Raw genomic sequence first — 25987 nt, 5'->3', positions numbered from 1 at the left:
GAAATATGGAAGACTGTCAGGAATGGTCTGAGTGTGGCGATCTTTTTAGCCGGGTGGCGCTTCGCTTACCCGGCCAACGGTTCGAGGATTTTGTAGGCCGGGTAAGGCGAAGCCGCCACCCGGCACAGCAGCACTACCTAAACATCACCTGTGCCCAGCGCGCCAGCCCTGCGGTAACGGAGCCAAAGTCATCCCCACCGGCAATCGGAATGCCCGGCAGTTGTTCTGCCAGCGCTTTCTTGATCAGCGGCGACCGTGCGCTACCCCCGGTCAGGTAAATCACGTCCGGCTTCTCTTTGCCGTTTTCCAGCGCCAGTTGCACCTGTTCCAGAATGCGCTGCAGCGGCTGAGCAAGTGCGGTTTCCAGCCCGTCCTGCGAAATCGCCGTAGCCAGATCGTCGCTGATAAACGGCAGCGAGACCGCATGTTCTGCGCGGTCGGAAAGCGCAATTTTACTCTCTTCCGCAGTACGTACCACGCGGTAGCTCAGGCGCTGACGCCACACCTTATACAGCAGCGCGACCTTGTCGGCGTCCTGCGCGTCGCGCACCAGATCGTTCAGGAAGCGGCCGTTCGCGGTGCTGTAAAAATCACTTTGCGCAGGCACGTCGTTAATGGCAATCGCGTTCCACCACGGCAGGATCGGCAGGGCGATGCCTTTTTCCGTTTGGCCGCCCATGCCGAGCAGCGGCATCAGGCTCTTGAATGCCAGCGCGATATCCAGATCGTTACCGCCTACGCGGCAGCCGCTGTGCCCGAGCAGGCTATTTTCACGATCGCGACGGTTATGCCACTCTGGCCCCATCAGCAGCAGCGAGCAGTCCGTGGTGCCCCCGCCGATATCCACGACTAATACGCGTTTTTCTTCCGTCAGCGTGGCTTCAAAATCCAGCCCGGCGGCAACGGGCTCATACTGGAACACCACGTCGCGGAAGCCCGCGCGGTGCGCCGCACGCTCAAGGATCCCCTGCGCCTGCTGGTTGGCCTCATCGCCGCCCAGCCCCTGGAAGTTGATCGGGCGACCAATCACCGCCTGGGTGATGGCATCCGGCACCTGGGTCTGCGCCTGATTTCTGATGTGCAGCATCATGGCGCACACCAGATCTTCAAACATCGCCACCTGCTGCGGCTTCAGGCCGCTGGCACCCAGGAAGGATTTCGGTGATTTGACGAAGTAAACCTCTTCCGGATCTTCAATATAGTGACCGAGCGAGGAGAGGCCGAACTGCACGCTGGACGGCGTAACGTCGATATCTTCTTCACGGTTAAAGCTGACCGCACGGCGCAGCAGCGCCTGGGTTTCCGCTGCGGTAGCAGGAACCTGGTGATGGCGGAACAGCCATTCGCTGACCGCTTCGCGCGTTGGCGCGCAGAGCATTGACGGTAGCAGCGTGCTCTCTTTTTCCATTTTCAGGAGCTGTGGCTGTCCGTTTTGCATAATCGCAACCGAGCAGTTTGCCGTACCGTAGTCGAATCCAATAAACACGATAAATCCCCATGCCAGTGAGAAGGGGCGAGACTTTAACGAAATGTCTTCATGGCGACAACAGGAATATGAAAGCAAGGCGAAACAGGACCTTTCCGTTTATGCTGTGGAGAACCCAAAAGGAGAGACGATGTATACCCTGACCTGGCAACCCCCTTACGACTGGCCGTGGATGTTTAGCTTTCTTGGCGCGCGTGCGGTCACGGGCATTGAAACCGTCACGGGCAACTACTACGAGCGCAGTTTCGCCTGCGATGGCCATCGGGGTGTCTTTCGCGTGACGCCAGATACCGCGGCCCATACGCTGGTCGTGACGCTCAGTCCGGGACTTATCCCGGTTGCGCAGACCTGCCTTGAGCGTATAGCGCGCCTGTTCGATCTCGCCTGTAACCCACAGCTCATCGCGGATACGCTGGGCGATCTCGGTGCCGCGCGGCCGGGCTTGCGTTTGCCAGGGGCTATGGATGCCTACGAACAGGGCGTTCGGGCCATTCTTGGGCAGCTGGTGAGCGTGGCGATGGCGGCGAAACTGACGTCGCGGGTGGTGGCGCTGTGCGGCGAACCGGTGGCGGATTGTCCGGGCTATCTCTGTTTCCCCACGCCGGACGCGCTGGCGGCAGCGGACCCTATGGCGCTGAAAGCCTTAGGCATGCCGGTAAAGCGCGCGGAGTCGTTGATTCATCTGGCACAGTCGGCGATCGACGGGACGTTTCCGCTTTCCCCGCCCGCGGATATTGAGGCCGGAATGAAGGCGTTACAACAGCGGCCGGGAATTGGTCGCTGGACGGCAAACTATCTGGCCCTGCGCGGCTGGCAGGCGAAAGATGTCTTTCTGCCGGATGATTACCTGATTAAGCAGCGCTTCGCCGGCATGACGCCCGCGCAAATCCGTCGCTATGCCGAACGCTGGCAGCCGTGGCGCTCCTATGCGCTATTACACATCTGGTATACCGACGGCTGGTCACCCTTAATTGATGGCGAAGTAACTGGTATTCAGCAGTAGCTCCAGCGGCTGCGCTTCAGCGATGGTATCGCCGTAAATGAAGTCGATACCAATGCCTGAAAGCGTATCCATGACGATCGGCTGATGACAGGGTCCCGCCAGGGTTTTCATCCCCAGACGCTGAGCGTGCCCCTGGATAATGGTCACCATCATTTCGTCCATCAAATTGCCGTGAACGTTGTTAACCACGTCGGTATCCAGCATCAGATAATCAGCCATGTTGGGGCTCAGGTGGTTAACGTCATTCATATCGCGTCCCACGTGGCTTAACACCACGCGGCAGCCCGCATGGCGGAGTTTTTGCAAATTACGCTGCGCGTTTTCATCCGGGTTGCGCACCACGTCAACCGGGATAACCAGATGCAGCAGACGGCCGGGCAGCGGGCTTTTCTCAAGCAAATCGAGCAGTTCATCCACCAGCGTGACGCTGGCTAATCCGGCTTCCGAGAGCGGCAGGGCAACGCCCATGCCTTTTGCAGCGACGGGCGCGGCAAAGGTACGGAAGAACTCGTTGAAGATCCGCCTGTCGAGGGCGTGCAGCAGTTCAGGCTCCGCCAGACCTGAGCGGAAGGCATGCTCTTCCTGCATTTCACCCTGGCTGGTCCACAGGCGGAGCGACAGCAGCCAGAAGCTGGCGCTTTCCGGAATGCGCGGGGAGGCGACGCTGCGGGCTATCATCATCAGGTGATTGTCTTTGATCATGTGCCACTGCTCGTCCAGTGACATCATGCTGCGGTTGCTGTGGATCCGCTCCTGCTGTGGCTCGTAGAGCGTGACCACACCACGACCGCTGTTTTTCGAGGCATAACAGGCGATATCTGCCTGAGACATCACTTCCGCCGCCTGATGGTTACTCTCATCAATCAGCGTGATACCCGCGCTGGCGCCGATCCGGTGCAGCCGTCCTTCCCACGTGAAGTGATAGTTATTGATGGTGTTAATCAGCCGTCCCGCGATATAGCGCGCGCTTTCGAGATTGCAGTCCGGCAGCAGGAGGCCAAACTCATCCCCACCCAGCCGCGCCAGAACATCGCTGGAGCGCAGCATGGTCAGCATGAGGGAGGAGAGTTCCCGCAGAAGGGCGTCGCCCGCGGCATGACCTGCCGTATCGTTAACGGCTTTGAAGCGATCGAGATCGATAAACACCAGCGCATGACGCTGGTGCGTCTCCTGCACCGTTTGCAGCAGGCGTTTGAGATGGTTCTCGAAACTGACGCGGTTTGCGAGCCGGGTTAGCGCATCATGGGAGGCGCTATAGCTCAGCTGGCGCAGCATTTTGCGCGACTCGGTCACGTCCTGAATCACCAGTACGGAGCCAATATTGTGCCCGTCAAGGGTACTTAATGGAGTGATGCTGTAGTGAATGTCGAAGCTCCCACCGTTGCGGCAGTTGAGCACCACGTCCTGTTCGATATCGGACCGTGACATATCGCCGCTGTGGATGTTCTCCATCAACGGTCCATTTTCGCCAAAGGTAATGTGCAGCACGCGCAGGATCGGTTGCCCGATGGCCTCGGTTTGCGGCCAGCCGCTCATTTTCTCGGCGACCGGGTTCATAAAGGTGACGTTCATGTCGATGTCGGTACAGATCACCGCTTCGCCGATGGAGTCGAGCGTAATATGCAGACGCTCCTTTTCCTGGAACAGCGCTTCGTTAAGCTGCTTCACCTCGGTCATATCCATATTGATGCCGAGCAGGCGTTCCACCTCGCCCTGCTTGTTCAGCACCCGATTGGCCAGCGAACGAATGTGGCGAATGCCGTCCTTCACCCGAATGCGAAATTCCAGCTTAAACGGCAGCCTTGCGATTAATGAATCGCGCAGCACTTTTTCAGCATGCTCCCGGTCTTCTGGCACCATGGCGTCATGCCAGAGCTGCCAGGTCGGTTTGATGTGCGGCGGGATTTCGTAAAGCTCGAACATCCGCTTGTCCCAGCTAATAATATCCGGCTCCAGATCCCACTCCCAGATGCCAATCCCGCCCGCTTCGTTGGCGAGCGTAATGCGCTCCATCAGGCGTTTGTTGACCCACTCGGTTTGTTTCAGGTCGTTAATATCTTCAATCTGGGCGATAAAATAGAGCGGCGTGCCGTCAGCATGACGGACAACGGAGACGGCGAGCAGCGCCCAGACAACCTCGCCGTTACGGGTGTAATAGCGTTTTTCCAGCGTATAGGTATTAATTTCGCCGCTTACCAGCTGCTCAAGTTGCTCCAGATCGGTGTTCAAATCCTCAGGCCAGGTCAACTGCTGGAAGGTGAGGGACTGAAGCTCCGTCTGGCTATAGCCAAGGAAATTGCACAACGCTTTGTTGGCCTGCAGCCACTGGCCTTCGATCCCCACCAGCGCCATACCGATGGCGGAATACTCCATCGCATTACGAAAACGCTCTTCGCTTTCGGTGATGTGCTTGCGTTCGGCGCGAAACGCGTACATCACCATGGTCATGACGTTGGCGGGCAGCAGCATCATCAGGAAGGGGAGCCAGGGCGCGTTGAACGCAACGATAACATTCTGCGGCGTTATGGACGCCGGGTTTCTCGCCATCATCAGGGAGACCATCATGATAGTGGCTAAAAATACCAGGTAGGCTTCCATCCGGGGCAGGCGAACGGCACTCCACATCAGCAGGACGATGACGCAGGTAAAAGGCCAGGGGAGCCAGGTGATCGCCGCCCAGCAGAGAACCAGCGTTATCACCGTCGTCACCAGCGTTTCCAGCAGCAGTTTCGGGTTACGGTGACGCAGCAGGTAGTGTGGTTTAAATAGCAGCCCTAACGGCACCAGCGCCAGCGCGCCGATGGATTCCGACAACACCCAGATGAGGAAATTACGCAGGGGTTCAGCGTTCGGTACCAGTAAATAAACCAGTACCCCGCCCACAAGAGGCGGGATCAGCGCACTGCCCACGGCCAGGCGGATCCAGTCGTTCAGGTTCTGCAGCGGGTTGTACCAGGGCAGCAGTTTGCGGAGCAGTAACGCCCCCACGCACGCCTCGATAATGTTCACAAAGGTATAGGCGAGGTTGAGGGATCCCCATGAGAAGAGCATCCACGAGGCCAGAATATTGCCGAACGAACAGGCCAACGCGATACCCGGCCACATTTTCCCGGCGTGGCGATAAAAGGCCACCATCATGATGGACGTCGGGAACCACAGCGGTGCCAGCAGCGTGCCAAAGCGGGTCAGCTCGAGTGAAAATAGGGTAAAAATGAAGGTGACCAGGCCCAGGCAGACAAGTCGTAATAAAGGATGTGGGGTGGTAACCAAAACCCGTTGGTATTGTTTATTCATTACCGCTCTATCCAGGGACGCCATGCCGTCAGGAGCGAGGTCCGGGCGCGTGAAAGGATTAATTTCGTTTATGCTAGTACAAACAATTTACAAATCATATGCTGACTGCTCAGATTTTGACATCATAGACTTATTAAATAGTTACTCCGGGAAAAATTCCGGGTGAACGCCGAAAAAGCAGGCATTAAAATTTCACTCAGGGAGTAAAAAGACACTTTTCAGGCAGTCTCGCATAACCTGCGCTTTCGACTGGTATCACGCCCGCGAAATCCCTATAATTGCCGCGTTTGACGCTCCGGCGTCGTCCTTCCTTAACATCCAGGTTAATCAGGTCGCTAAATTTATGACTGATAAGTCTCATCAGTGCGTCATCATAGGCATCGCCGGCGCATCGGCTTCAGGTAAGAGTCTAATTGCCAGTACGCTTTATCGCGAATTGCGTGAACAAGTCGGTGATGAGCACATCGGCGTCATTCCCGAAGACAGCTATTACAAAGACCAATCCCATCTTTCGATGGAAGAGCGCGTCAAAACCAACTACGACCACCCCAGTGCGATGGATCACAGCTTGTTGTTCCAGCATCTTCAGTCGCTGAAAAACGGTACGGCCATTGAGCTGCCGGTCTACAGCTACGTAGAACATACCCGTACGCAGGAAACGGTTCACATTGAACCGAAAAAAGTCATTATCCTTGAAGGCATCCTGCTGCTGACGGATGCGCGTCTGCGTGAGTCGATGAATTTCTCCATTTTCGTCGATACGCCGCTGGATATCTGTCTGATGCGCCGCATCAAGCGCGACGTTAACGAACGCGGTCGTTCCATGGACTCCGTCATGGCGCAATACCAGAAAACCGTGCGTCCAATGTTCCTGCAATTTATCGAGCCATCTAAGCAATACGCCGATATTATCGTGCCTCGTGGCGGTAAAAACCGTATTGCTATTGATATCTTAAAAGCGAAAATCAGCCAGTTTTTTGAATAAGCCGCGCGAATTGTGTACCGTTCAGAGATAACCTGGTTTTGCCCTGCGACCCTACGGTTGCGGGGCACGATGCACGAAAGGAGAAAGTGCCATGCGTCTTTGTGACCGCGATATAGAAGCCTGGCTGGATGAAGGCCGCCTGTCTATCACCCCGCGTCCGCCGGTAGAGCGCATTAACGGTGTCACCGTTGACGTGCGCCTGGGGAATAAATTCCGCACCTTCAGCGGCCACACGGCACCGTTTATCGATCTCAGCGGGCCGAAAGATGAAGTCAGCGCCGCGCTCGATCGCGTGATGAGTGACGAAATCGTCCTTGATGAGGGCGAGGCGTTTTATCTGCATCCCGGTGAGCTGGCGCTGGCCGTGACCTTTGAGTCGGTGACGCTGCCTGCCGATCTGGTGGGCTGGCTGGATGGCCGCTCTTCGCTGGCGCGTCTGGGCCTGATGGTTCACGTTACCGCTCACCGTATCGATCCCGGCTGGTCTGGCCGCATCGTGCTGGAGTTCTTCAACGCCGGTAAATTGCCTCTGGCGCTGCGCCCGGGCATGATGATTGGCGCGTTGAGCTTTGAGCCGCTGACAGGCCCGGCAGATCGTCCTTACAACCGCCGTCAGGACGCGAAATATCGCGACCAGCAGGGTGCGGTTGCCAGTCGTATTGATAAAGACTGATTGTTCGTTCACTGAGGATGCCATGAGAAGAGTTCTGACAACGCTGATGATTTTGCTGGTGGTACTGGTGGCTGGCCTTTCTGCGTTGGTGCTGCTGGTTAATCCCAATGATTTCCGTGCTTATATGGTGCGGCAGGTCGAAGCACGCAGCGGTTATGAACTGAAGCTGGACGGGCCGCTGCGCTGGCACGTCTGGCCGCAACTCAGCATCCTCTCGGGGCGTATGTCGTTAACCGCGCCAGGGGCGTCTCAGCCGCTGGTGTCGGCAGACAATATGCGCCTCGATGTGGCTTTGATCCCGCTCTTCTCGCATCAGCTTCAGGTTGACCAGGTGATGCTGAAAGGGGCGGTGATCCAGCTGACTCCCCAAACCGAGGCGGTGCGTAAAGCGGATGCCCCGGTCGCGCCACGCGAAAATAACCTGCCTGACGAGCCGTCTGATACCGGCTGGTCGTTCGATATTGGTAACCTGAAAGTGGCCGACAGCGTGCTGGTCTTCCAGCATGAAGGTGACGAGCAGGTCACCGTGCGCAACATCAACCTCAGGATGGAGCAGGACGCCAACCATATCGCCACCGTGGAGTTCTCCGGGCGGGTCAACCGCGATCAGCGCGATTTGAACCTCTCCATGAACGCTAACGTGAACGCGTCGGACTATCCCCATCGTCTGACGGCGGATGTCCAGCAGCTGAACTGGCAGCTGACGGGTGCAGACCTGCCGACAGCAGGGATTACCGGTCAGGGCACGCTGCAGGCCGTCTGGCATGAAGAAAACAAGCAGCTGGAGCTAAACGCGCTCAACCTGCAGGCCAACGACAGTACCCTGAAAGGGCAGGCGAGCGTCTCCCTTGCTGAAAAACCGAAATGGGTTTTTGACCTGCAGTTCGACAAGCTGAATCTGGAAAACCTGCTGCCACCGCAGCCGAACGCTGCGGCTGACGGTGATGTCGCGCAGACAGGGCAAAGCCAGGCCGCGAAACCGCGTCCGGTGATCTCCTCAAACCTCGATCAGCCCAATTACAACGGTCTGCGCGGGTTTACCGCCGACATACTGCTGAAAGCCAACAGCGTACGCTGGCGCGGTATTGATTTCACCGACGTCAGCAGCCAGATGTTCAACCATAACGGCCTGCTGGTGATCTCTGAACTCAGCGGCAAGATGGGGGCGGGGAACATGTCGCTGCCGGGGACGCTGGACGTGCGCAAAGACGTGGCCACCGCCGAATTCCAGCCACGCCTTGAAAACATTGAGATCGGCGCGATCCTCAAAGCCTTCAACTATCCGATTGACCTCACGGGTCAGCTGACGCTGGCGGGGGATTTCTCCGGCACGAAGATTGACGCGGAGGCATTTCGCCGCGACTGGCAGGGTCAGGCGCACGTTGAGCTGAAAGACACCCGAATGGAAGGCCTCAACTTCCAGCAGCTGGTGCAGCAGGCGGTAGAGCGCAGCAGCAATGTCAAAGCGCAGGAAAACTACGATAGCGCAACGCGTCTCGATAGCTTTACCAGTGAGCTGACCCTGGATAACGGCAAGCTGTCTCTGGACGAGATGCAGGGAACGTCTTCTCTGCTGTCGTTGACCGGTGAGGGCAAGCTGGATTTAGTGAAAGAGACGGCGGATACGCGGTTTAACGTCCGCGTGCTTTCCGGATGGGAAGGCGAAGGCGAGCTTATCGATTTCCTGAAACAGACGCCGATCCCGCTGAACGTTTACGGTAAATGGCAGGCGCTGAATTACAGCCTGCAGGTCGATCAGATCCTGCGTAAGCATCTGCAGGACGAAGCAAAGCGTCGGCTGAATAGCTGGGCGGACCGCAATAAAGATTCCCAAACCGGCAAGGACGTGAAGAAGCTGTTAGATAAGCTTTGATGTCGGTGGTGCCGGGTGGCGGCGTCGCCTTACCCGGCCTACAAAAACCGGACACCGTAGGCCGGGTAAGCGAAGCGCCACCCGGCTTTTTTACACCTCAAAATCCATTTCTTCCTCATCCCGCAGTGGAATGAGCTGCACTTTCTGCACGCGATGATTTTCAATTTGCAGCGTTTTCAGCAGATAGTCGCCTACCTGAACCTCTTCCCCCGGCTGCGGGATACGCTGTAAATACTCCATCAGCAGTCCCGCAATGGTGTGATACTCACGCTTCTCATCCAGCGGCAGCGGCACAAACTGCACCAGGTCTTCCAGCGGCATATGGCCGTTAGCCGTCCACGTACCGTCTGCATTTTTCTGAATGTCATGGCGCGCATCGATTTCATCCACCTCATTTGGCAGATTACCGGCGATGGTTTCCATCACGTCGCTCAACGTCACCAGCCCCTCGACGGACCCGAATTCATCCACCACAAAGGCGAAGTGGGTACGCGCGTTACGGAACTGCTCAAGCGCGGAGAGCAGCGGCAGTCCTTCCGGGAACACCAGCGGCTGGCGTACCAGCACGCGCAGATTAAGCGGCTCGCCGTGGAGCTGCTGCTGCAGCAGGTCAATCACGTGCACCACGCCCAGCAGCTCCTCTTCCTCTTCACCGCCCGTGACCACGACCCGGGTGTGCTGGTTTTTATCCAGCAAGGCGCGGATTTGCTCTTCCGGGGCCGTCAAATCGATGTGCTCGATATCGTGACGCGAGGTCATGATGCTGCTGACGGAGCGCTGGTTCAGGTTGAGCACCCGCTCAATCATCCGTCGTTCCTGCGGATCGAAGATCTGCCCGTCGCTGTGATCGGCCAGCATCGCAGAGGATTCGGCGTCCAGCTCGGCATCCTCTTTTCGCCCGCTCAGCAGGCGCATTACCGTATCGGCAGTGCGCTGGCGCAGCGTCTGATTTGCGGAGAGAAAGCGGCGACGGTTAAAGATTGCCAGCTGATTTAACGATTCGATCATGACCGAGAAGCCAATCGCCGCGTACAGGTAGCCTTTAGGAATGTGGAAACCAAACCCGTCGGCGACCAGGCTGAAACCAATCATCAGCAGGAAGCTCAGACACAGGATCACGATGGTCGGGTGGCTGTTCACAAACCGCGTGAGCGCTTTACTTGCCATTACCATCAGCGTAATGGCGATGATCACGGCGGCCATCATCACCGCGAGGTGATCGACCATGCCCACGGCGGTGATGACGGAGTCCAGGGAGAAAACCGCGTCGAGCACCACAATCTGCGCCACCACCGGCCAGAATTTCGCCCCGCGCCGCTGCGTGGGGCTATCGCTGTCTTTGCCTTCGAGCCGCTCATTGAGTTCAACCGTGGCTTTGAAAAGAAGGAACAACCCGCCAAAGAGCATGATCAGGTCACGCGCGCTGAAGCTCAGGCCGTAGAGCGTAAACAGCGGTGTGGTGAGGGTAACCAGCCAGGAGATTGAGGCCAGCAGCAGCAGACGCATCACCATCGCCAGCAGCAAACCCGTAACGCGCGCACGGTCGCGCTGCGCGGGGGGCAGCTTTTCGGCGAGGATGGCGATAAAGACCAGATTATCAATACCGAGCACTAATTCGATGACGACCAGCGTAACCAGCCCGGCCCAGATTGATGGATCGGCAATCCATTCCATAGTAATAGCAATACCTTCAGTTACATGAGCAATGTCACACTTCGATCATGGATAAAGCTGACCGAAATTGCAATGCCAGGCTGAGATTTCTCTTAATAGAAGAGGGGATAAAACGAATGAAAAAATGAGCTGTGTAAATAAGGTAATGGAGAAGATTTAATTACACTGGGTCACATTTAGGATATATCGCAATAAATGGTTTTAACGCATATTTTGTCAATATAAAGAAAATCCTAAAACCTCAAAACTTTGCTCTTAATATTAATCTTAAAAACAGATATTAGGAGGGTTGTCTCCTTGCCTGCTATTAGGTTAGCTGCAACAATTCTCCCAGCATCAAATGTTAAATTTCTTTGTTGCTATTTTTGTTTCGTTCTTATGGTGTGGCAATTCATTGCCAACGGGCTATTTAACGTGGCTGAAATATTTCCATAAGACCTTGTTTAAGAGGGTGTCTATCCATAACACATTGTTTAGTCAGTGGATTGGTAACTGAAAGCCAAGGGCGGTAGCGTGCCTGAAAGCGTGTGAATCAGCCTCGATTATTCTGTCAATAGCCAATGGATGAATAAGCTTTTTTTAGGACTGATGCCAGTTATATTTCTAATTGCTTAACTGCATTCTGAATGCCAAAACGACCCGCGCTTATTTAAATTGCACAGGATAATTACTCTGCCAAAGTGATAAATAATCAATGATGAAATCCAAAATGAAATTGATGCCATTATTGGTGTCTGTGACCTTGATGAGTGGTTGCACGGTCTTTCCCGGCAGCAATATGTCAACTATGGGCAAGGATGTGATCAAACAGCAGGACGCCGATTTTGACCTCGACAAAATGGTGAATGTTTATCCATTGACCCCACGTCTGGTGGAACAATTACGTCCGCGTCCCAATGTTGCCCAGCCGAATATGTCGCTGGACCAGGAAATCGCCTCTTACCAGTACCGCGTAGGACCGGGTGACGTGATCAACGTGACCGTATGGGACCACCCGGAACTGACGACCCCAGCGGGCCAGTACCGCAGCTCAAGCGACACCGGTAACTGGGTTCAGTCTGATGGCACGATGTTCTATCCGTACATCGGCAAAGTGCATGTGGTCGGCAAGACGCTGGCCGAGATCCGTAGTGATATTACCGGCCGCTTAGCGCAGTACATCGCTGACCCGCAGGTGGACGTTAATATCGCCGCCTTCCGCTCGCAGAAAGCCTATATCTCCGGCCAGGTGAACAAATCCGGCCAGCAGGCCATCACTAACGTCCCGCTGACGGTTCTGGATGCCATCAACGCCGCAGGCGGCTTAACCGACGGCGCCGACTGGCGCAACGTTGTCCTGACCCACGAAGGCAAAGAGCAGCGCATTTCGCTGCAGGCGCTGATGCAGAATGGCGACCTGACGCAGAACCGATTGCTCTATCCGGGTGACATTCTGTATGTGCCACGCAACGACGATCTGAAAGTGTTCGTGATGGGTGAAGTGAAGAAACAGAGCACCCTCAAGATGGACTTCAGCGGTATGACCCTGACCGAAGCGCTGGGCAACGCGGAAGGCATCGACCTGACCTCGTCGAACGCCAGCGGTATCTTCGTTATCCGTCCGCTGAAAGGCGAGGGCACGAAAGGCAAGATTGCCAACATCTACCAGCTGGATATGTCTGACGCGACGTCGCTGGTGATGGCAACGGAGTTCCGCCTCCAGCCATACGATGTGGTCTACGTTACCACCGCGCCGGTTGCTCGCTGGAACCGCCTGATCAACCAGTTGCTGCCAACCATCAGTGGCGTTCGCTACATGACGGATACGGCGCGCGACATTCATACCTGGTAATCCGCGATGTTTAACAAAATTCTGGTGGTATGCGTGGGGAACATTTGCCGTTCCCCCACGGCTGAGCGGCTGCTGAAGCAGTACGAGCCAGCGTTAACGGTGGAGTCCGCAGGGCTTGGCGCGCTGGTGGGCAAAGGGGCCGACGAGCGAGCGACGAGCGTTGCGCAGGCTCATAACCTCTCCCTTGACGGGCATGTTGCCCGTCAGGTCTCAGGCCGGATGTGCCGGGAATATGACCTGATCCTCACGATGGAAAGACGCCACATTCACGCGCTGTGCGAGATCGCACCGGAGATGCGCGGCAAGGTGATGCTGTTTGGTCACTGGGATGGCGAGCGTGAAATCCCCGATCCGTATCGCAAGAGCCGTGAGGCATTTGAGGCGGTATACACCTTACTTGACCAGTCTGCCCGTCAGTGGGCGCAGGCACTGAAAGCTCAGCAGGGATAACAATGACAGAAAAAACAAAACCTTCTGCCGCCCCGACTTCGGGCAGTGATGAAATCGATATTGGTCGCCTGGTCGGCACCGTTGTTGAAGCGAAGTGGTGGGTGATAGGGATCACCGCCGTGTTTGCCGTGGCGGCGATCGTTTATACGCTGTTCGCGACGCCTATCTACAGCGCTGACGCGCTGGTGCAAATTGAACAGAACACCGGTAACTCGCTGGTACAGGATATCGGCTCTGCGCTGGCGAACAAACCGCCTGCATCTGACGCTGAAATTCAGCTGATCCAGTCGCGTCTGGTACTGGGCAAAACGGTGCACGACCTCGGGCTTGATATCTCCGTCACGAAAAACACCTTCCCGATATTCGGGGCGGGCTGGGATCGCCTGATGGGGCGCAGCAATGACACTGTCAAAGTGACGGACTTCGTGCTGCCAAAAGGGGCAGGCGATCAGACCTTTACCCTGACGGTGCTGGGTCCGAAGCAGTACCAGCTGACCAGCGATGCGGGCCTTAGCGCGCGCGGTGAAGTGGGACAGATGTTGACCAAAGACGGCGTCAGCATGATGGTGAGTGCAATCCACGCGCAGGAAGGCGGTGAGTTTACCGTCACCAAATTCTCCACGCTGGGGATGATCAATAACCTGCAAAACAACCTCACCGTCACCGAAAATGGGAAGGACACCGGCGTCCTGAGCATGACCTTCACCGGTGAAGATAAGGACAAAATCCGCGATATCCTGAACAGCATTACCCGCAACTACCTTGAGCAGAACGTCGAGCGTAAATCTGCGGAAGCCGCAAAAAGCCTGGCCTTCCTCGCCAAACAGCTGCCGGAAGTGCGCTCCCGTCTGGATGCCGCAGAGAACAAGCTGAATGCCTATCGTCAGGACAAAGACTCCGTTGACCTGCCGCTGGAAGCGAAATCCGTTCTTGATTCGATGGTCAACATTGATGCGCAGCTCAATGAACTGACCTTCAAAGAGGCGGAAATCTCCAAGCTCTACACCAAACGCCACCCGGCCTACCGCACGCTGCTGGAAAAACGCCAGACGCTGGAAGAAGAGAAGGCCAAGCTGAACAACCGCGTGACCGCCATGCCGAAGACGCAGCAGGAAATTGTGCGTCTGACCCGCGATGTGGAATCCGGTCAGCAGGTCTATATGCAATTGCTGAACAAACAGCAGGAGCTGAAGATCACCGAAGCCAGTACGGTGGGTGATGTGCGTATCGTCGACCCTGCCATCACCCAGCCCGGCGTGCTGAAGCCGAAGAAAGCGCTGATTATTCTCGGCAGCATTATTCTTGGCCTGATGCTCTCCATCGTGGGTGTGCTGCTGCGCTCGCTGTTCAACCGCGGTATCGAAAGTCCGCAGGTGCTGGAAGAGCACGGCATCAACGTGTACGCCAGCATCCCGCTTTCCGAATGGCAAAAGTCGCGTGACAGCGTCAAAACCATCAAAGGGGTTAAGCGTTACAAACAGAGCCAGCTGCTGGCCGTGGGTAACCCGACTGACCTGGCGATTGAAGCAGTGCGCAGCCTGCGCACCAGCCTTCACTTCGCCATGATGCAGGCAAAAAACAACGTCCTGATGATGACCGGCGTTAGCCCGTCAATCGGTAAAACCTTCGTCTGTGCCAACCTGGCGGCGGTGGTAAGCCAGACCAACAAGCGCGTGCTGCTGATCGACTGCGATATGCGTAAGGGTTACACCCATGAGCTGCTGGGCACCAACAACGTTAACGGCCTGTCGGAAATCCTGCTCGGCAAAGGGGAGATTAGCGAGAGCGCGAAACCGACCTCTATCCCGAAATTTGACCTGATCCCGCGTGGTCAGGTGCCGCCGAACCCGTCCGAGCTGCTGATGAGCGAACGCTTCACGCAGCTGATTGAGTGGGCGAGTAAGCATTACGACCTGGTGCTGATCGATACGCCGCCAATTCTGGCCGTGACCGATGCCGCCGTAGTAGGCCGTCATGCAGGCACCACGCTGATGGTGGCGCGCTACGCGGTGAACACGCTGAAGGAAGTCGAGACCAGCCTGAGCCGCTTCGAGCAGAACGGCATTGAGGTGAAAGGGGTGATCCTGAACTCCATCTTCCGCCGCGCGACCGGATACCAGGATTACGGGTATTACGAGTACGAATATAAATCTGACAGTAAATAACAAAACACACCCCATACCCCTCACCCTAACCCTCTCCCCAAAGGGGAGAGGGGACTGTTCGGTGCTGGATTTGGGGGACGAACGTAATGATAACCACTGGCTGCCTTTCACCCTCTCCCCTTTGGGGAGAGGGCCGGGGTGAGGGGAAAAGATGACCACACAACGCCCTTTAGTTTCAATCTATATGCCGACATGGAATCGTCAGCAGCTGGCGATCCGCGCAATCAAATCCGTCCTGCGACAGGATTACGATAACTGGGAGCTGATCATCGTCGATGACTGCTCTTCCTCGTATGAACAGCTGCAAAAGTTTGTGACTGACCTCAACGACCCGCGGGTGGTCTATACGCATAACGCCATTAACTCCGGCGCATGTGCGGTGCGTAATCAGGCGATTATGCAGGCGAAAGGGCAGTATCTGACCGGGATTGACGACGATGACGAATGGACGCCAAACCGTCTGTCCATCTTCCTCTCTCACAAAGCGCAGCTGGGGACGCACGCGTTCCTGTATGCCAACGACTACGTTTGCCAGGGTGAAGTGTACTCGCAGCCGGCCAGCCTGCCGCTGTACCCGAAATCACCGTACTCCCGCCGCCTGTTCTACAAGCGCAACATTATCGGTAATCAGGTCTTCACCTGGGCATGGCGCTTCAAAGAGTGCCTGTTCGATACCGAACTGAAGGCCGCGCAGGATTACGACATCTTCCTGCGAATGGTGGTGGAGTACGGCGAGCCGTGGAAAGTGGAAGAGGCCACGCAGATCCTGCACATCAACCACGGGGAGATGCAAATCACCTCGTCACCGAAGAAATTCTCGGGCTACTTCCACTTCTACCGCAAGCACAAGAACAAGTTTGACCGTGCCAGCCGGAAGTATCAGCTCTTTACCCTGTATCAGATCCGCAACAAGCGCATGAACTGGCGCACGCTGCTGACGCTGCTTTCCGTGCGTAACGGCAAGCGTCTGGCCGACGGGCTTCGGGGGAAATAATGTTTCTGGAAGATTGCCGCGCTAACAGCTGGAGCCTGCGCCCGTGCTGCATGGTTCTGGCGTACCGCATCGCGCACTTTTGCTCGGTGTGGCGTAAGAAAAACGTTTTAAACAATATCTGGGCGGCACCCGTGCTGGTGCTGTACCGCATCATTACTGAATGCTTTTTTGGCTATGAAATTCAGGCGGCTGCCACCATTGGCCGACGCTTCACCATCCACCACGGGTATGCCGTGGTGATCAATAAGTTCGTCGTGGCGGGGGATGATTTCACCATTCGCCACGCGGTCACCATCGGCAACCGTGGGCCAGAAAGCCTGGCCTGTCCGGTGATTGGTAATAACGTCGAGCTGGGCGCCAACGTGGTGATCATTGGTGACATCACGATCGGCAACAACGTCACGATTGGCGCAGGTAGCGTGGTGCTGGACAGCATTCCGGACAATGCGCTGGTGGTGGGAGAGAAAGCCCGCGTGAAGGTGATTAAATGAACATTCTGCAATTTAACGTACGCCTCGCAGAAGGCGGGGCGGCAGGCGTGGCGCTGGATCTGCACCAGCGCGCGCTGCAAAAAGGATTACAGTCGCGTTTTGTTTACGGCTACGGCAAAGGCGGCAAGAAAAGCGTTAGCCATGATAACTATCCTCAGGTGCTGAAGCAGACCCCGCGTCTGACCTCCATTGCCAACATTGCGCTGTTCCGCCTGTTTAACCGCGATCTGTTTGGCAACCTGAACAACCTTTACCGCACCGTGACGCGCACGACCGATCCGGTTGTGCTGCATTTTCACGTTTTGCACAGCTACTGGCTGAATCTGGAAGAGGTGGTGGCGTTTTGTGAGAAGGTGAAAGCGCACAAGCCGGACACCCGATTCGTCTGGACGCTGCACGATCACTGGAGCGTGACCGGACGCTGCGCCTTTACCGACGGCTGCGAAGGCTGGAAAGATAACTGCCAGAAATGCCCGACGCTGAACAATTACCCGCCGGTGAAGGTGGATCGCGCGCATCAGCTGGTTGAGGGCAAGCGTCAGCTGTTCCGCGACATGCTCTCGCTCGGCTGCACCTTTATTTCCCCAAGCCAGCACGTGGCGGATGCCTTCAACAGCCTGTACGGGGCAGGGCGCTGCAAGATCATCAACAACGGCATCGACGTGGCAACGGAAGAGATCCTGGCGGAACTGACGCCCGTAGCCGAAACGCCGGGCAAACCGAAAATAGCCATTGTTGCGCATGACCTGCGCTACGACGGCAAAACCAACCAGCAGCTGGTGCGCGACATCATGGCGCTCGGCGACAAGGTTGAACTGCACACCTTCGGCAAGTTTTCCCCGTTTGAAGGGGCGAACGTGGTGAACCACGGATTTGAAACCGACAAGCGCAAGCTGATGAGCGCCCTGAACGGGATGGATGCGCTGGTGTTCAGCTCCCGCGTGGACAACTATCCGCTGATCCTCTGCGAAGCGCTCTCTATTGGCGTGCCTGTCATTGCCACCCACAGCGACGCCGCGCGCGAAGTGCTGGAGAAATCCGGCGGAAAAACCTTCGCGGAGCAGGAGGTGCTGCCGCTGGTGCAGCTGCCGAAGGCCGCGATTGCGCAGGCCGTTTTTGGCACTGACCTGGAATCGTTCCGCAACCGCAGCCGCAAGGCCTACAGTGGACAACAGATGCTGGAGGAGTATGTCTCGTTCTATCAGAATCTGTAGTTATCTGCTGCTGCCGCTGATCTACCTGCTGGTCAACGTCAAGATTGCCCAGCTGGGGGAGAGTTTCCCGATTACCATCGTCACCTTCTTGCCTGTTCTGCTTTTACTCTACGTTGAGAAAATCAGTCTCAAGAAGCTGATGATAGCGTTAGGGCTCGGGGTGGGTCTGACCGCGTTTAACTACATCTTTGGTCAGTCGCTGGATGCCAGCAAATACGTCACCTCAACCATGCTGTTTGTTTATATCGTTATTATTATTGGCATGGTGTGGAGTATTCGCTTTAAAACTATTTCCCCGCACAATTATAAGAAAATCCTTAGGTTCTTTTATATTGTCGTTGGGGTCATTGTTATGCTTGCCGCGATGGAAATGGCGCAAATTATTTTGACCGGCGGCAGCAGCCTGATGGAGATAATTTCGAAATATCTCATATACAGTAACAGCTATGTACTGAACTTCATTAAGTTTGGTGGTAAGCGTACTACTGCGCTCTATTTTGAACCGGCGTTTTTCGCTCTGGCGTTAATCTCAATTTGGCTCAGCATCAAACAGTTTGGTATCAAAACCCCCAAAACCGATGCTATGATTCTTGCAGGAATTGTTCTGTCTGGATCGTTCTCAGGGGTAATGACATTTATCCTGTTTTACCTCCTGGAGTGGGCATTTCAGTACCTGAACAAAGATGCGATTAAGAAAAAACTGCCGCTGGCGATTATCTCCCTGACGGTATTTATGGTTGGCGTGATATTTGCCTTCCCGTACATCTCAGAACGTCTGGGAGATTTGGGAACGGAAGGGTCTTCGTCCTATTATCGCATCATCGGGCCACTGGTGATGGTGGGTTATTCCTTAACCCATATTGATGGGGTAGTAAGATTCGGCTCACTTTACGAATATGTTGCATCATTCGGAATCTTTAACGGTGCGGATGTCGGTAAAACCATAGACAATGGTCTGTATCTGTTAATTATTTATTTTTCGTGGTTCGCCGTACTGTTGACGATCTGGTATCTGTTTAAAGTTTTTAAAATGATGATTAACGCGTTTGGTGATAACCAAAACTTTCGCGTGCAGCTTTATCTTTTTACGCCAGTGTCGTTGTTCTTTACGGGGTCAATATTTAGCCCGGAATATGCTTTCTTGATTGTCTGTCCGTTTATTTTGCGCAAAGCGCTCAATATTACGCGCGTATGACGAAATGAGGTGATTTATGTTTCTTAGCGTCATTACTGTCGCCTTTCGTAACTACGAAGGGGTGGTAAAAACCTGGCGCTCGCTGCGCAACCTGGCGCGCGATCCGAGCCTCACCTTTGAGTGGATCGTGGTTGATGGCGGTTCGAATGACGGTACGGCTGAGTTTCTGGAAAAACTCAACGGTGAGTTCAACTTACGTTACATCAGCGAGAAAGATAAAGGCATTTACGACGCGATGAATAAAGGCATCGCGATGGCGCAGGGACGTTACGCCATCTTCCTGAATTCTGGCGATGTGTTCCATGACGACGTGGCCCTGTTTGCCCGTCAGCTCGCCCGCCAGAAAGAGGACGCCTTGTATATTGGCGATGCCCTGCTCGATTTTGGTGACGGAAATAAAGTGCTGCGGAGCGCCAAGCCGGGCTGGTATATCTACCACAGCCTGCCGGCCAGCCATCAGGCCATTTTCTTCCCGGTCAAGGGTCTGAAAAAACAGCCTTACGATTTGCAGTATAAAGTGTCTTCAGATTATGCACTGACTGCCAGTTTGTACAAATCAGGTTATCCATTCCGTCGAATTAAAGGGCTGGTATCTGAATTTTCCATGGGCGGTGTGTCAACCTCAAATAATCTGGAATTGTGCCAGGATGCAAAAAACGTGCAGCGTAAAATATTACGCGTGCCGGGGTTCTGGGCGGAATTGTCTTATTTTTTACGCCTGAAAACGACAGGTAAAGCGAAAGCCTTATATAACAAAACCTGAAATATAAGGAAGCCTAATGCAGGAACTTAACGGATTCTCGGTGCCGAAAGGCTTTCGGGGCGGGAATGGTATTAAGGTGCAGTTGTGGTGGGCGGTTCAGGCGACATTATTTGCCTGGTCTCCGCAAATACTGTACCGCTGGCGAGCCTTTTTATTGCGTCTCTTTGGCGCAAAAATCGGAAAAAACGTAGTGATTCGCCCCTCGGTGAAAATTACCTATCCCTGGAAATTAACGCTTGGGGATTACGCCTGGGTAGGGGATGACGCGGTGTTATATACCCTGGGCGAGATTACGATTGGCGCAAATTCGGTGGTGTCGCAGAAGTGTTATTTGTGCACCGGCAGCCATGATTTTATGAGTCAGCATTTTGATATTACCGCTTCGCCAATTGTGATTGGTGAAAAATGCTGGCTGGCAACAGATGTCTTTGTTGCACCTGGTGTTTCTGTTGGCGATGGCACGGTAGTCGGTGCCCGCAGCAGCGTTTTTAAATCGCTACCGGCAAATACAATTTGCCGTGGCAACCCCGCAGTGGTGATACGCGAACGCGTTGAAACTGAAAAACTTTGATAAGTACAGAGGAATATAAACATGTCTAAAGTCGCTCTCATCACCGGCGTTACCGGACAAGATGGTTCTTACCTGGCAGAACTGCTGCTGGAAAAAGGGTATGAAGTACACGGTATTAAACGTCGTGCCTCTTCGTTCAACACCGAGCGTGTTGACCATATCTACCAGGATCCTCACTCCGCGAACCCGAAATTCCATCTGCATTACGGCGATCTGACCGATTCCTCAAACCTGACCCGCATCCTGCAGGAAGTGCAGCCGGATGAAGTGTACAACCTGGGCGCGATGAGCCACGTTGCGGTCTCCTTCGAATCCCCGGAATACACCGCCGACGTTGACGCCATGGGCACCCTGCGTCTGCTGGAAGCCATTCGCTTCCTGGGCCTCGAGAAGAAAACCCGTTTCTACCAGGCGTCCACCTCCGAGCTGTACGGCCTGGTGCAGGAAATTCCACAGAAAGAGACCACGCCGTTCTACCCGCGCTCTCCGTATGCGGTCGCTAAACTGTACGCCTACTGGATCACCGTAAACTACCGTGAATCCTACGGCATGTACGCCTGTAACGGCATTCTGTTCAACCACGAATCCCCGCGTCGCGGCGAAACCTTCGTGACCCGTAAAATCACCCGCGCGATCGCCAACATCGCTCAGGGTCTGGAATCTTGCCTGCACCTCGGCAACATGGACTCCCTGCGTGACTGGGGCCATGCGAAAGACTACGTGAAAATGCAGTGGATGATGCTGCAGCAGGACAAACCAGAAGACTTCGTGATCGCGACCGGCGTGCAGTATTCCGTGCGTCAGTTCGTTGAAATGGCTGCCGCGCAGCTGGGCATCAAACTGCGCTTCGAAGGTACCGGCGTGGAAGAGAAGGGCATTGTGGTTTCCGTGACGGGTCACGACGCACCGGGCGTGAAGCCGGGCGACGTTATCGTTCAGGTTGACCCACGCTACTTCCGTCCTGCTGAAGTGGAAACCCTGCTGGGCGACCCAACCAAAGCGCACGAAACCCTGGGCTGGAAACCAGAGACCACTCTGCAGGAGATGGTTTCCGAGATGGTGGCCAAAGATCTTGAAGCAGCGAAAAAACACTCCCTGCTCAAGTCTCATGGCTACGAGGTTGCCATCGCGCTGGAGTCCTGAGAATGACAAAACAACGTATTTTTGTCGCCGGTCATCGCGGAATGGTGGGTTCCGCGATTGTTCGCCAGCTGGAACAGCGCGGTGACGCAGAGGTGATTGTCCGCACGCGCGACGAGCTGAATCTGCTCGACAGCAAAGCGGTGCAGGATTTCTTTGCCAACGAACGTATTGACCAGGTGTATCTGGCGGCGGCGAAAGTGGGCGGCATTGTTGCCAACAACACCTACCCGGCAGATTTCATCTACGAAAACATGATGATTGAGAGCAACATCATTCACGCGGCGCACCTGCACAACGTGAATAAGCTGCTGTTCCTCGGTTCATCCTGTATTTACCCGAAAATGGCGAAGCAGCCCATCGCCGAAAGCGAACTGCTGCAGGGTACGCTGGAAGCGACCAACGAGCCATACGCAATTGCCAAAATTGCCGGGATCAAGCTGTGTGAGTCCTACAACCGTCAGTACAACCGTGACTATCGCTCGGTGATGCCGACCAACCTGTACGGACCGCACGACAACTTCCACCCGAGCAATTCGCACGTGATCCCGGCGCTGCTGCGCCGCTTCCACGAGGCGACCGCCGAGAACGCGCCGGACGTGGTGGTGTGGGGGAGCGGTACGCCAATGCGTGAGTTCCTGCACGTGGACGACATGGCTGCGGCCAGCATTCACGTCATGGAGCTGGATCGCGAGGTGTGGCAGGAGAACACCGAGCCAATGCTGTCGCACATCAACGTCGGTACCGGCATTGACTGCACCATCCGCGAGCTGGCGCAGACTATTGCGCAGGTGGTGGGCTACAAAGGCCGCGTGGTGTTTGACGCCACCAAACCGGACGGCACGCCGCGCAAACTGCTGGACGTGACCCGCCTGCATCAGCTGGGCTGGTATCACGAGGTGTCACTGGAGCAGGGGCTGGCCAGCACCTACCAGTGGTTCCTGGAAAACCAGCACCGCTTCCGGGGGTAATGATGTTTTTAAGTCAGGAAGATTTTGCCACGGTAGTGCGTTCTACTCCTCTGATCTCAATCGATTTGATCGTGGAGAACGAACGCGGCGAGTTCTTGCTGGGGAAACGAACCAATCGTCCTGCACAGGGCTTTTGGTTCGTGCCCGGCGGGCGCGTGCAGAAGGATGAGACGCTGACCGATGCGTTTGAGCGTCTCACTCTGGCGGAGCTGGGCCTGCAGCTGCCGATGGCGGCAGGCCAGTTTTACGGGGTCTGGCAGCACTTCTATGACGATAACTTTTCAGGCACCGGGTTCTCCACGCACTACATCGTGCTGGGGTTCCGCCTGAAGGTGAGTGAGGCAGATCTGCATCTGCCTGATTCTCAGCATGACGACTACCGCTGGCAGACGCCAGAGGCGCTGCTGGCGAGCGATAACGTTCACGATAACAGTCGAGCGTACTTCCTCGCAGAACGTCAGGCCGAGGTGCCGGGTTTATGAAGATCCTTGTGTATGGCATTAACTATTCGCCGGAATTAACCGGCATCGGGAAATACACCGGCGAGATGGTCGAGTGGATGGCGAGCCAGGGACATGACGTGCGGGTCATTACCGCGCCGCCGTACTACCCGGAGTGGAAGGTGGGCGAGCGCTACTCAAGCTGGCGCTACCGCCGCGAAGAGGGTGCAGCGACCGTGTGGCGCTGCCCGCTCTACGTGCCAAAACAGCCTTCGACGCTGAAACGTTTAATTCATCTGGGCAGCTTTGCCCTGAGCAGTTTTTTCCCGCTGATGGCGCAGCGTCGCTGGAAGCCGGATCGCATTATCGGTGTGGTGCCGACGCTGTTTTGCACGCCGGGCATGCGCCTGCTGGGCAAACTTTCCGGCGCGCGCACCCTGCTGCACATTCAGGATTATGAAGTGGACGCCATGCTCGGCCTGGGAATGGCGGGCAAAGGCAAGGGCGGCAAGGTGGCGAAGCTCGCCAGCGCCTTTGAGCGCAGCGGGCTGCACAACGTGGATTACGTTTCGACTATCTCGCGCTCGATGATGAACAAGGCGCAGGAAAAGGGCGTCCCGGCGGAGAGAGTCATTTTCTTCCCGAACTGGTCCGAAGTGGCGCGTTTCCGCGATGTGACAGAGCAAGACGCTCATGCGCTTCGCGCGCAGCTCGGATTGCCTGAAGATCAAAAAATCATTCTTTACTCGGGCAACATCGGCGAAAAGCAGGGGCTGGAGAGCGTCATTGAGGCGGCGCAGCAGCTTAGCGCACATCCGTGGACGTTTGTGATTGTCGGGCAGGGCGGTGGAAAAGCGCGGCTGGAAAAAATGGCCCTCGAACGCGGCCTGACCAACGTGAAATTTTTCCCGCTTCAGTCTTACGAGGCGCTGCCTGCCCTGCTGAAGATGGGCGACTGCCATCTGGTCGTGCAAAAGCGCGGCGCGGCGGATGCGGTGCTGCCGTCCAAACTGACCAACATTCTGGCGGTGGGCGGCAACGCGGTGATTACGGCAGAAGCCGAAACAGAATTAGGCCAGCTGTGTAACAGCTATCCCGGCATTGCCGTTTGCGTGGAGCCAGAATCCGTTCCCGCGCTGGTAGCCGGTATTGAGCAGGCACTCGCCATGCCAAAAGAGAACACGGTGGCACGTGAATATGCCGAACGCACGCTCGAAAAAGAGAACGTGCTGAGCCAATTTATTGCAGATATACGGGGATAAATCATGAGTCAAACCACGTTGTATCCGGTTGTGATGGCAGGTGGCTCTGGTAGCCGGTTGTGGCCGCTGTCCCGCGTGCTCTATCCAAAACAGTTCCTCTGCCTGAAAGGGGACCTCACCATGCTGCAAACGACGGTCAACCGTCTGCACGGCGTGGAGTGTGAAAGTCCGGTCGTTATTTGTAACGAACAGCACCGTTTTATCGTTGCCGAGCAGCTGCGCCAGCTGAACAAACTCACAGAAAACATCATTCTGGAACCTGCCGGTCGTAACACTGCCCCTGCGATCGCCCTGGCGGCGCTGGCGGCAAAACGCAGCAGCCCGAACTGCGACCCGCTGATGCTGGTACTGGCGGCTGACCACGTCATTCAGCAGGAAGAGGCGTTCCGCGCCGCGGTCCGTGCGGCCATTCCTTACGCGGAAAGCGGCAAGCTGGTGACCTTTGGCATCGTGCCGGACCTGCCGGAAACCGGCTATGGCTACATCCGTCGCGGCAGCGTAACGCCGGGCGAAGGCGACAGCGTGGCGTTTGACGTGGCGCAGTTCGTCGAAAAACCGAATCTGGAAACCGCGCAGGCCTACGTGGCCAGCGGGGAATATTACTGGAACAGCGGCATGTTCCTGTTCCGCGCCGGACGCTACCTGGAAGAGCTGGAAAAATACCGTCCGGACATCCTGAGCGCCTGCGAGAAAGCGATGGCGGTGGTCGATCCTGACCTCGACTTTATTCGTGTGGATGAGCAATCTTTCCTCGCCTGCCCGGAGGAGTCCATTGACTACGCGGTCATGGAGCGCACGGCGGATGCCGTCGTGGTTCCGATGGACGCGGGCTGGAGCGATGTGGGGTCCTGGTCATCCCTGTGGGAGATCAGCGCGCATACCCCGGAGGGTAACGTCCATCACGGTGATGTGATTAGCCACAAAACGGAAAACAGCTACGTTTATGCCGAATCCGGCCTGGTCACCACGGTTGGGGTGAAGGATCTGGTGGTCGTGCAGACCAAAGATGCGGTGCTGATTGCCGACCGTAACGCCGTGCAGGACGTTAAAAAAGTGGTTGAACAAATCAAGGCCGATGGTCGTCACGAGCACCACATTCACCGCGAAGTCTACCGCCCATGGGGCAAGTATGACTCCATCGACTCCGGCGACCGCTATCAGGTGAAGCGTATTACCGTGAAGCCGGGTGAAGGGCTGTCCGTACAGATGCACCACCATCGCGCCGAGCACTGGGTGGTGGTTGCGGGAACCGCAAAAGTCACCATCGACGGCGAAATCAAACTGCTGGGCGAAAACGAATCCATCTACATTCCGCTGGGGGCCACGCACTGTCTGGAGAACCCGGGGAAAATTCCGCTCGACTTAATTGAAGTGCGCTCCGGTTCGTATCTGGAGGAGGACGATATCGTTCGCTTCCAGGATCGTTACGGACGGGTGTAGCGCCTCTGCTTCCTGCCCGGTGGCGCTGCGCTAACCGGGCCTACGAATGAAAAAAAAGAATTTGGCCATTAA

Annotated in this window: 21 protein-coding genes; 18 read left to right on the top strand and 3 right to left on the bottom strand. The window is 55.8% G+C overall.

The annotated features are described in order from the left end of the window. Positions 1-133: 133 nt before the first annotated feature. On the bottom strand, positions 134-1486 hold the full coding sequence (gene yegD / locus HV355_RS03500; protein WP_120157860.1) for a molecular chaperone: 1353 nt from the start codon (positions 1484-1486) through the stop codon (positions 134-136). A gap of 130 nt (positions 1487-1616) precedes the next feature. Between yegD and alkA the strand changes: the two genes are divergently transcribed. Beyond that, positions 1617-2489, top strand: coding sequence for a DNA-3-methyladenine glycosylase 2 (gene alkA, locus HV355_RS03495; protein ID WP_182400919.1), 873 nt, complete (start codon positions 1617-1619; stop codon positions 2487-2489). Here alkA and HV355_RS03490 read toward each other — a convergent pair. Beyond that, positions 2454-5783, bottom strand: coding sequence for a diguanylate cyclase (locus HV355_RS03490; protein ID WP_148400029.1), 3330 nt, complete (start codon positions 5781-5783; stop codon positions 2454-2456). The two genes, alkA and HV355_RS03490, sit on opposite strands and share 36 nt — an antisense overlap. Positions 5784-6126: 343 nt before the next feature. Between HV355_RS03490 and udk the strand changes: the two genes are divergently transcribed. The 3 genes from udk (at position 6127) to asmA (ending at position 9314) form a co-directional block, all read left to right on the top strand. Continuing rightward, positions 6127-6768, top strand: a complete 642-nt coding sequence (gene udk, locus HV355_RS03485) for a uridine kinase (RefSeq protein WP_010431898.1) — start codon at positions 6127-6129, stop codon at positions 6766-6768. Positions 6769-6859: 91 nt separating this feature from the next. Beyond that, positions 6860-7441 (top strand): dCTP deaminase, encoded by a 582-nt coding sequence (gene dcd, locus HV355_RS03480; RefSeq protein ID WP_006176323.1) that lies wholly within the window; start codon positions 6860-6862, stop codon positions 7439-7441. A gap of 22 nt (positions 7442-7463) precedes the next feature. Beyond that, entirely contained in the window at positions 7464-9314 is a 1851-nt protein-coding gene (gene asmA, locus HV355_RS03475) for an outer membrane assembly protein AsmA (protein ID WP_182400917.1), read from the top strand. A gap of 90 nt (positions 9315-9404) precedes the next feature. On the opposite strand, the gene HV355_RS03470 is transcribed toward asmA, so the two are convergent. Next, positions 9405-10988: a TerC family protein gene (locus HV355_RS03470; protein WP_120157864.1), complete on the bottom strand. Its 1584-nt coding sequence runs from the start codon at positions 10986-10988 to the stop codon at positions 9405-9407. A 694-nt stretch (positions 10989-11682) separates the two neighbouring features. Between HV355_RS03470 and HV355_RS03465 the strand changes: the two genes are divergently transcribed. From HV355_RS03465 to cpsB, 14 genes are all read left to right on the top strand, one after another. After that, positions 11683-12819 carry a polysaccharide export protein gene (locus HV355_RS03465; RefSeq protein ID WP_063144532.1) on the top strand — a complete coding sequence of 379 codons (1137 nt, stop codon included), beginning with the start codon at positions 11683-11685 and terminating at the stop codon, positions 12817-12819. A gap of 6 nt (positions 12820-12825) precedes the next feature. Continuing rightward, positions 12826-13269, top strand: coding sequence for a low molecular weight protein-tyrosine-phosphatase Wzb (gene wzb, locus HV355_RS03460; protein ID WP_010431923.1), 444 nt, complete (start codon positions 12826-12828; stop codon positions 13267-13269). 2 nt (positions 13270-13271) lie between these two features. Continuing rightward, the gene (gene wzc, locus HV355_RS03455; RefSeq protein ID WP_108416546.1) at positions 13272-15434 is read left to right on the top strand and encodes a tyrosine-protein kinase Wzc; all 2163 of its coding nucleotides are present in this window, start codon (positions 13272-13274) and stop codon (positions 15432-15434) included. Positions 15435-15585: 151 nt separating this feature from the next. After that, positions 15586-16428: a colanic acid biosynthesis glycosyltransferase WcaA gene (wcaA, locus tag HV355_RS03450; RefSeq protein ID WP_089598068.1), complete on the top strand. Its 843-nt coding sequence runs from the start codon at positions 15586-15588 to the stop codon at positions 16426-16428. Next, positions 16428-16919, top strand: a complete 492-nt coding sequence (gene wcaB, locus HV355_RS03445; RefSeq protein ID WP_042715911.1) for a colanic acid biosynthesis acetyltransferase WcaB — start codon at positions 16428-16430, stop codon at positions 16917-16919. Before wcaA ends, wcaB begins: the two co-directional genes overlap by 1 nt. Then, positions 16916-18133: a colanic acid biosynthesis glycosyltransferase WcaC gene (gene wcaC, locus HV355_RS03440; protein WP_108416545.1), complete on the top strand. Its 1218-nt coding sequence runs from the start codon at positions 16916-16918 to the stop codon at positions 18131-18133. Before wcaB ends, wcaC begins: the two co-directional genes overlap by 4 nt. Next, a complete protein-coding gene (wcaD, locus tag HV355_RS03435) occupies positions 18108-19328 on the top strand; it encodes a colanic acid polymerase WcaD (RefSeq protein WP_089598070.1) in 1221 nt (406 codons plus the stop codon). The genes wcaC and wcaD overlap by 26 nt, the downstream gene beginning before the upstream one ends. 16 nt (positions 19329-19344) lie before the next feature. Continuing rightward, positions 19345-20091, top strand: a complete 747-nt coding sequence (gene wcaE / locus HV355_RS03430) for a colanic acid biosynthesis glycosyltransferase WcaE (RefSeq protein ID WP_182400915.1) — start codon at positions 19345-19347, stop codon at positions 20089-20091. A 16-nt stretch (positions 20092-20107) separates the two neighbouring features. Continuing rightward, entirely contained in the window at positions 20108-20662 is a 555-nt protein-coding gene (wcaF, locus tag HV355_RS03425; RefSeq protein WP_010431937.1) for a colanic acid biosynthesis acetyltransferase WcaF, read from the top strand. Between the two features lie 21 nt (positions 20663-20683). Next, complete coding sequence (gene gmd / locus HV355_RS03420) at positions 20684-21805, top strand: GDP-mannose 4,6-dehydratase (RefSeq protein WP_010431938.1); 1122 nt, start codon at positions 20684-20686, stop codon at positions 21803-21805. A gap of 2 nt (positions 21806-21807) precedes the next feature. After that, positions 21808-22773, top strand: a complete 966-nt coding sequence (locus HV355_RS03415) for a GDP-L-fucose synthase (protein ID WP_182400913.1) — start codon at positions 21808-21810, stop codon at positions 22771-22773. A gap of 2 nt (positions 22774-22775) precedes the next feature. Beyond that, positions 22776-23255 carry a GDP-mannose mannosyl hydrolase gene (locus HV355_RS03410; RefSeq protein ID WP_148400094.1) on the top strand — a complete coding sequence of 160 codons (480 nt, stop codon included), beginning with the start codon at positions 22776-22778 and terminating at the stop codon, positions 23253-23255. Continuing rightward, the gene (gene wcaI / locus HV355_RS03405; protein ID WP_100165922.1) at positions 23252-24475 is read left to right on the top strand and encodes a colanic acid biosynthesis fucosyltransferase WcaI; all 1224 of its coding nucleotides are present in this window, start codon (positions 23252-23254) and stop codon (positions 24473-24475) included. Before HV355_RS03410 ends, wcaI begins: the two co-directional genes overlap by 4 nt. Positions 24476-24478: 3 nt before the next feature. Beyond that, complete coding sequence (gene cpsB, locus HV355_RS03400) at positions 24479-25915, top strand: mannose-1-phosphate guanyltransferase (RefSeq protein WP_182400910.1); 1437 nt, start codon at positions 24479-24481, stop codon at positions 25913-25915. Positions 25916-25987: the final 72 nt, after the last annotated feature.

The organism is Enterobacter sp. RHBSTW-01064, from assembly GCF_014103035.1.
Taxonomy (GTDB): Bacteria; Pseudomonadota; Gammaproteobacteria; order Enterobacterales; family Enterobacteriaceae; genus Enterobacter; species Enterobacter mori.
This window is presented reverse-complemented; position numbering and strand designations above follow the sequence as displayed.

What these genes read in the sequence shown, in the direction of transcription:
- wcaF (WP_010431937.1), top strand. Translation starts at nt 20,108, where the DNA reads ATGCAGGAACTTAACGGATTCTCGGTGCCGAAAGGCTTTCGGGGCGGG.
- HV355_RS03470 (WP_120157864.1), bottom strand. Translation starts at nt 10,988, where the DNA reads ATGGAATGGATTGCCGATCCATCAATCTGGGCCGGGCTGGTTACGCTG.
- wcaI (WP_100165922.1), top strand. Translation starts at nt 23,252, where the DNA reads ATGAAGATCCTTGTGTATGGCATTAACTATTCGCCGGAATTAACCGGC.
- wcaA (WP_089598068.1), top strand. Translation starts at nt 15,586, where the DNA reads ATGACCACACAACGCCCTTTAGTTTCAATCTATATGCCGACATGGAAT.
- wcaE (WP_182400915.1), top strand. Translation starts at nt 19,345, where the DNA reads ATGTTTCTTAGCGTCATTACTGTCGCCTTTCGTAACTACGAAGGGGTG.
- cpsB (WP_182400910.1), top strand. Translation starts at nt 24,479, where the DNA reads ATGAGTCAAACCACGTTGTATCCGGTTGTGATGGCAGGTGGCTCTGGT.
- gmd (WP_010431938.1), top strand. Translation starts at nt 20,684, where the DNA reads ATGTCTAAAGTCGCTCTCATCACCGGCGTTACCGGACAAGATGGTTCT.
- HV355_RS03490 (WP_148400029.1), bottom strand. Translation starts at nt 5,783, where the DNA reads ATGAATAAACAATACCAACGGGTTTTGGTTACCACCCCACATCCTTTA.
- HV355_RS03465 (WP_063144532.1), top strand. Translation starts at nt 11,683, where the DNA reads ATGATGAAATCCAAAATGAAATTGATGCCATTATTGGTGTCTGTGACC.
- alkA (WP_182400919.1), top strand. Translation starts at nt 1,617, where the DNA reads ATGTATACCCTGACCTGGCAACCCCCTTACGACTGGCCGTGGATGTTT.
- HV355_RS03415 (WP_182400913.1), top strand. Translation starts at nt 21,808, where the DNA reads ATGACAAAACAACGTATTTTTGTCGCCGGTCATCGCGGAATGGTGGGT.
- wcaC (WP_108416545.1), top strand. Translation starts at nt 16,916, where the DNA reads ATGAACATTCTGCAATTTAACGTACGCCTCGCAGAAGGCGGGGCGGCA.
- dcd (WP_006176323.1), top strand. Translation starts at nt 6,860, where the DNA reads ATGCGTCTTTGTGACCGCGATATAGAAGCCTGGCTGGATGAAGGCCGC.
- wcaD (WP_089598070.1), top strand. Translation starts at nt 18,108, where the DNA reads ATGTCTCGTTCTATCAGAATCTGTAGTTATCTGCTGCTGCCGCTGATC.
- wzc (WP_108416546.1), top strand. Translation starts at nt 13,272, where the DNA reads ATGACAGAAAAAACAAAACCTTCTGCCGCCCCGACTTCGGGCAGTGAT.
- wzb (WP_010431923.1), top strand. Translation starts at nt 12,826, where the DNA reads ATGTTTAACAAAATTCTGGTGGTATGCGTGGGGAACATTTGCCGTTCC.
- udk (WP_010431898.1), top strand. Translation starts at nt 6,127, where the DNA reads ATGACTGATAAGTCTCATCAGTGCGTCATCATAGGCATCGCCGGCGCA.
- wcaB (WP_042715911.1), top strand. Translation starts at nt 16,428, where the DNA reads ATGTTTCTGGAAGATTGCCGCGCTAACAGCTGGAGCCTGCGCCCGTGC.
- HV355_RS03410 (WP_148400094.1), top strand. Translation starts at nt 22,776, where the DNA reads ATGTTTTTAAGTCAGGAAGATTTTGCCACGGTAGTGCGTTCTACTCCT.
- asmA (WP_182400917.1), top strand. Translation starts at nt 7,464, where the DNA reads ATGAGAAGAGTTCTGACAACGCTGATGATTTTGCTGGTGGTACTGGTG.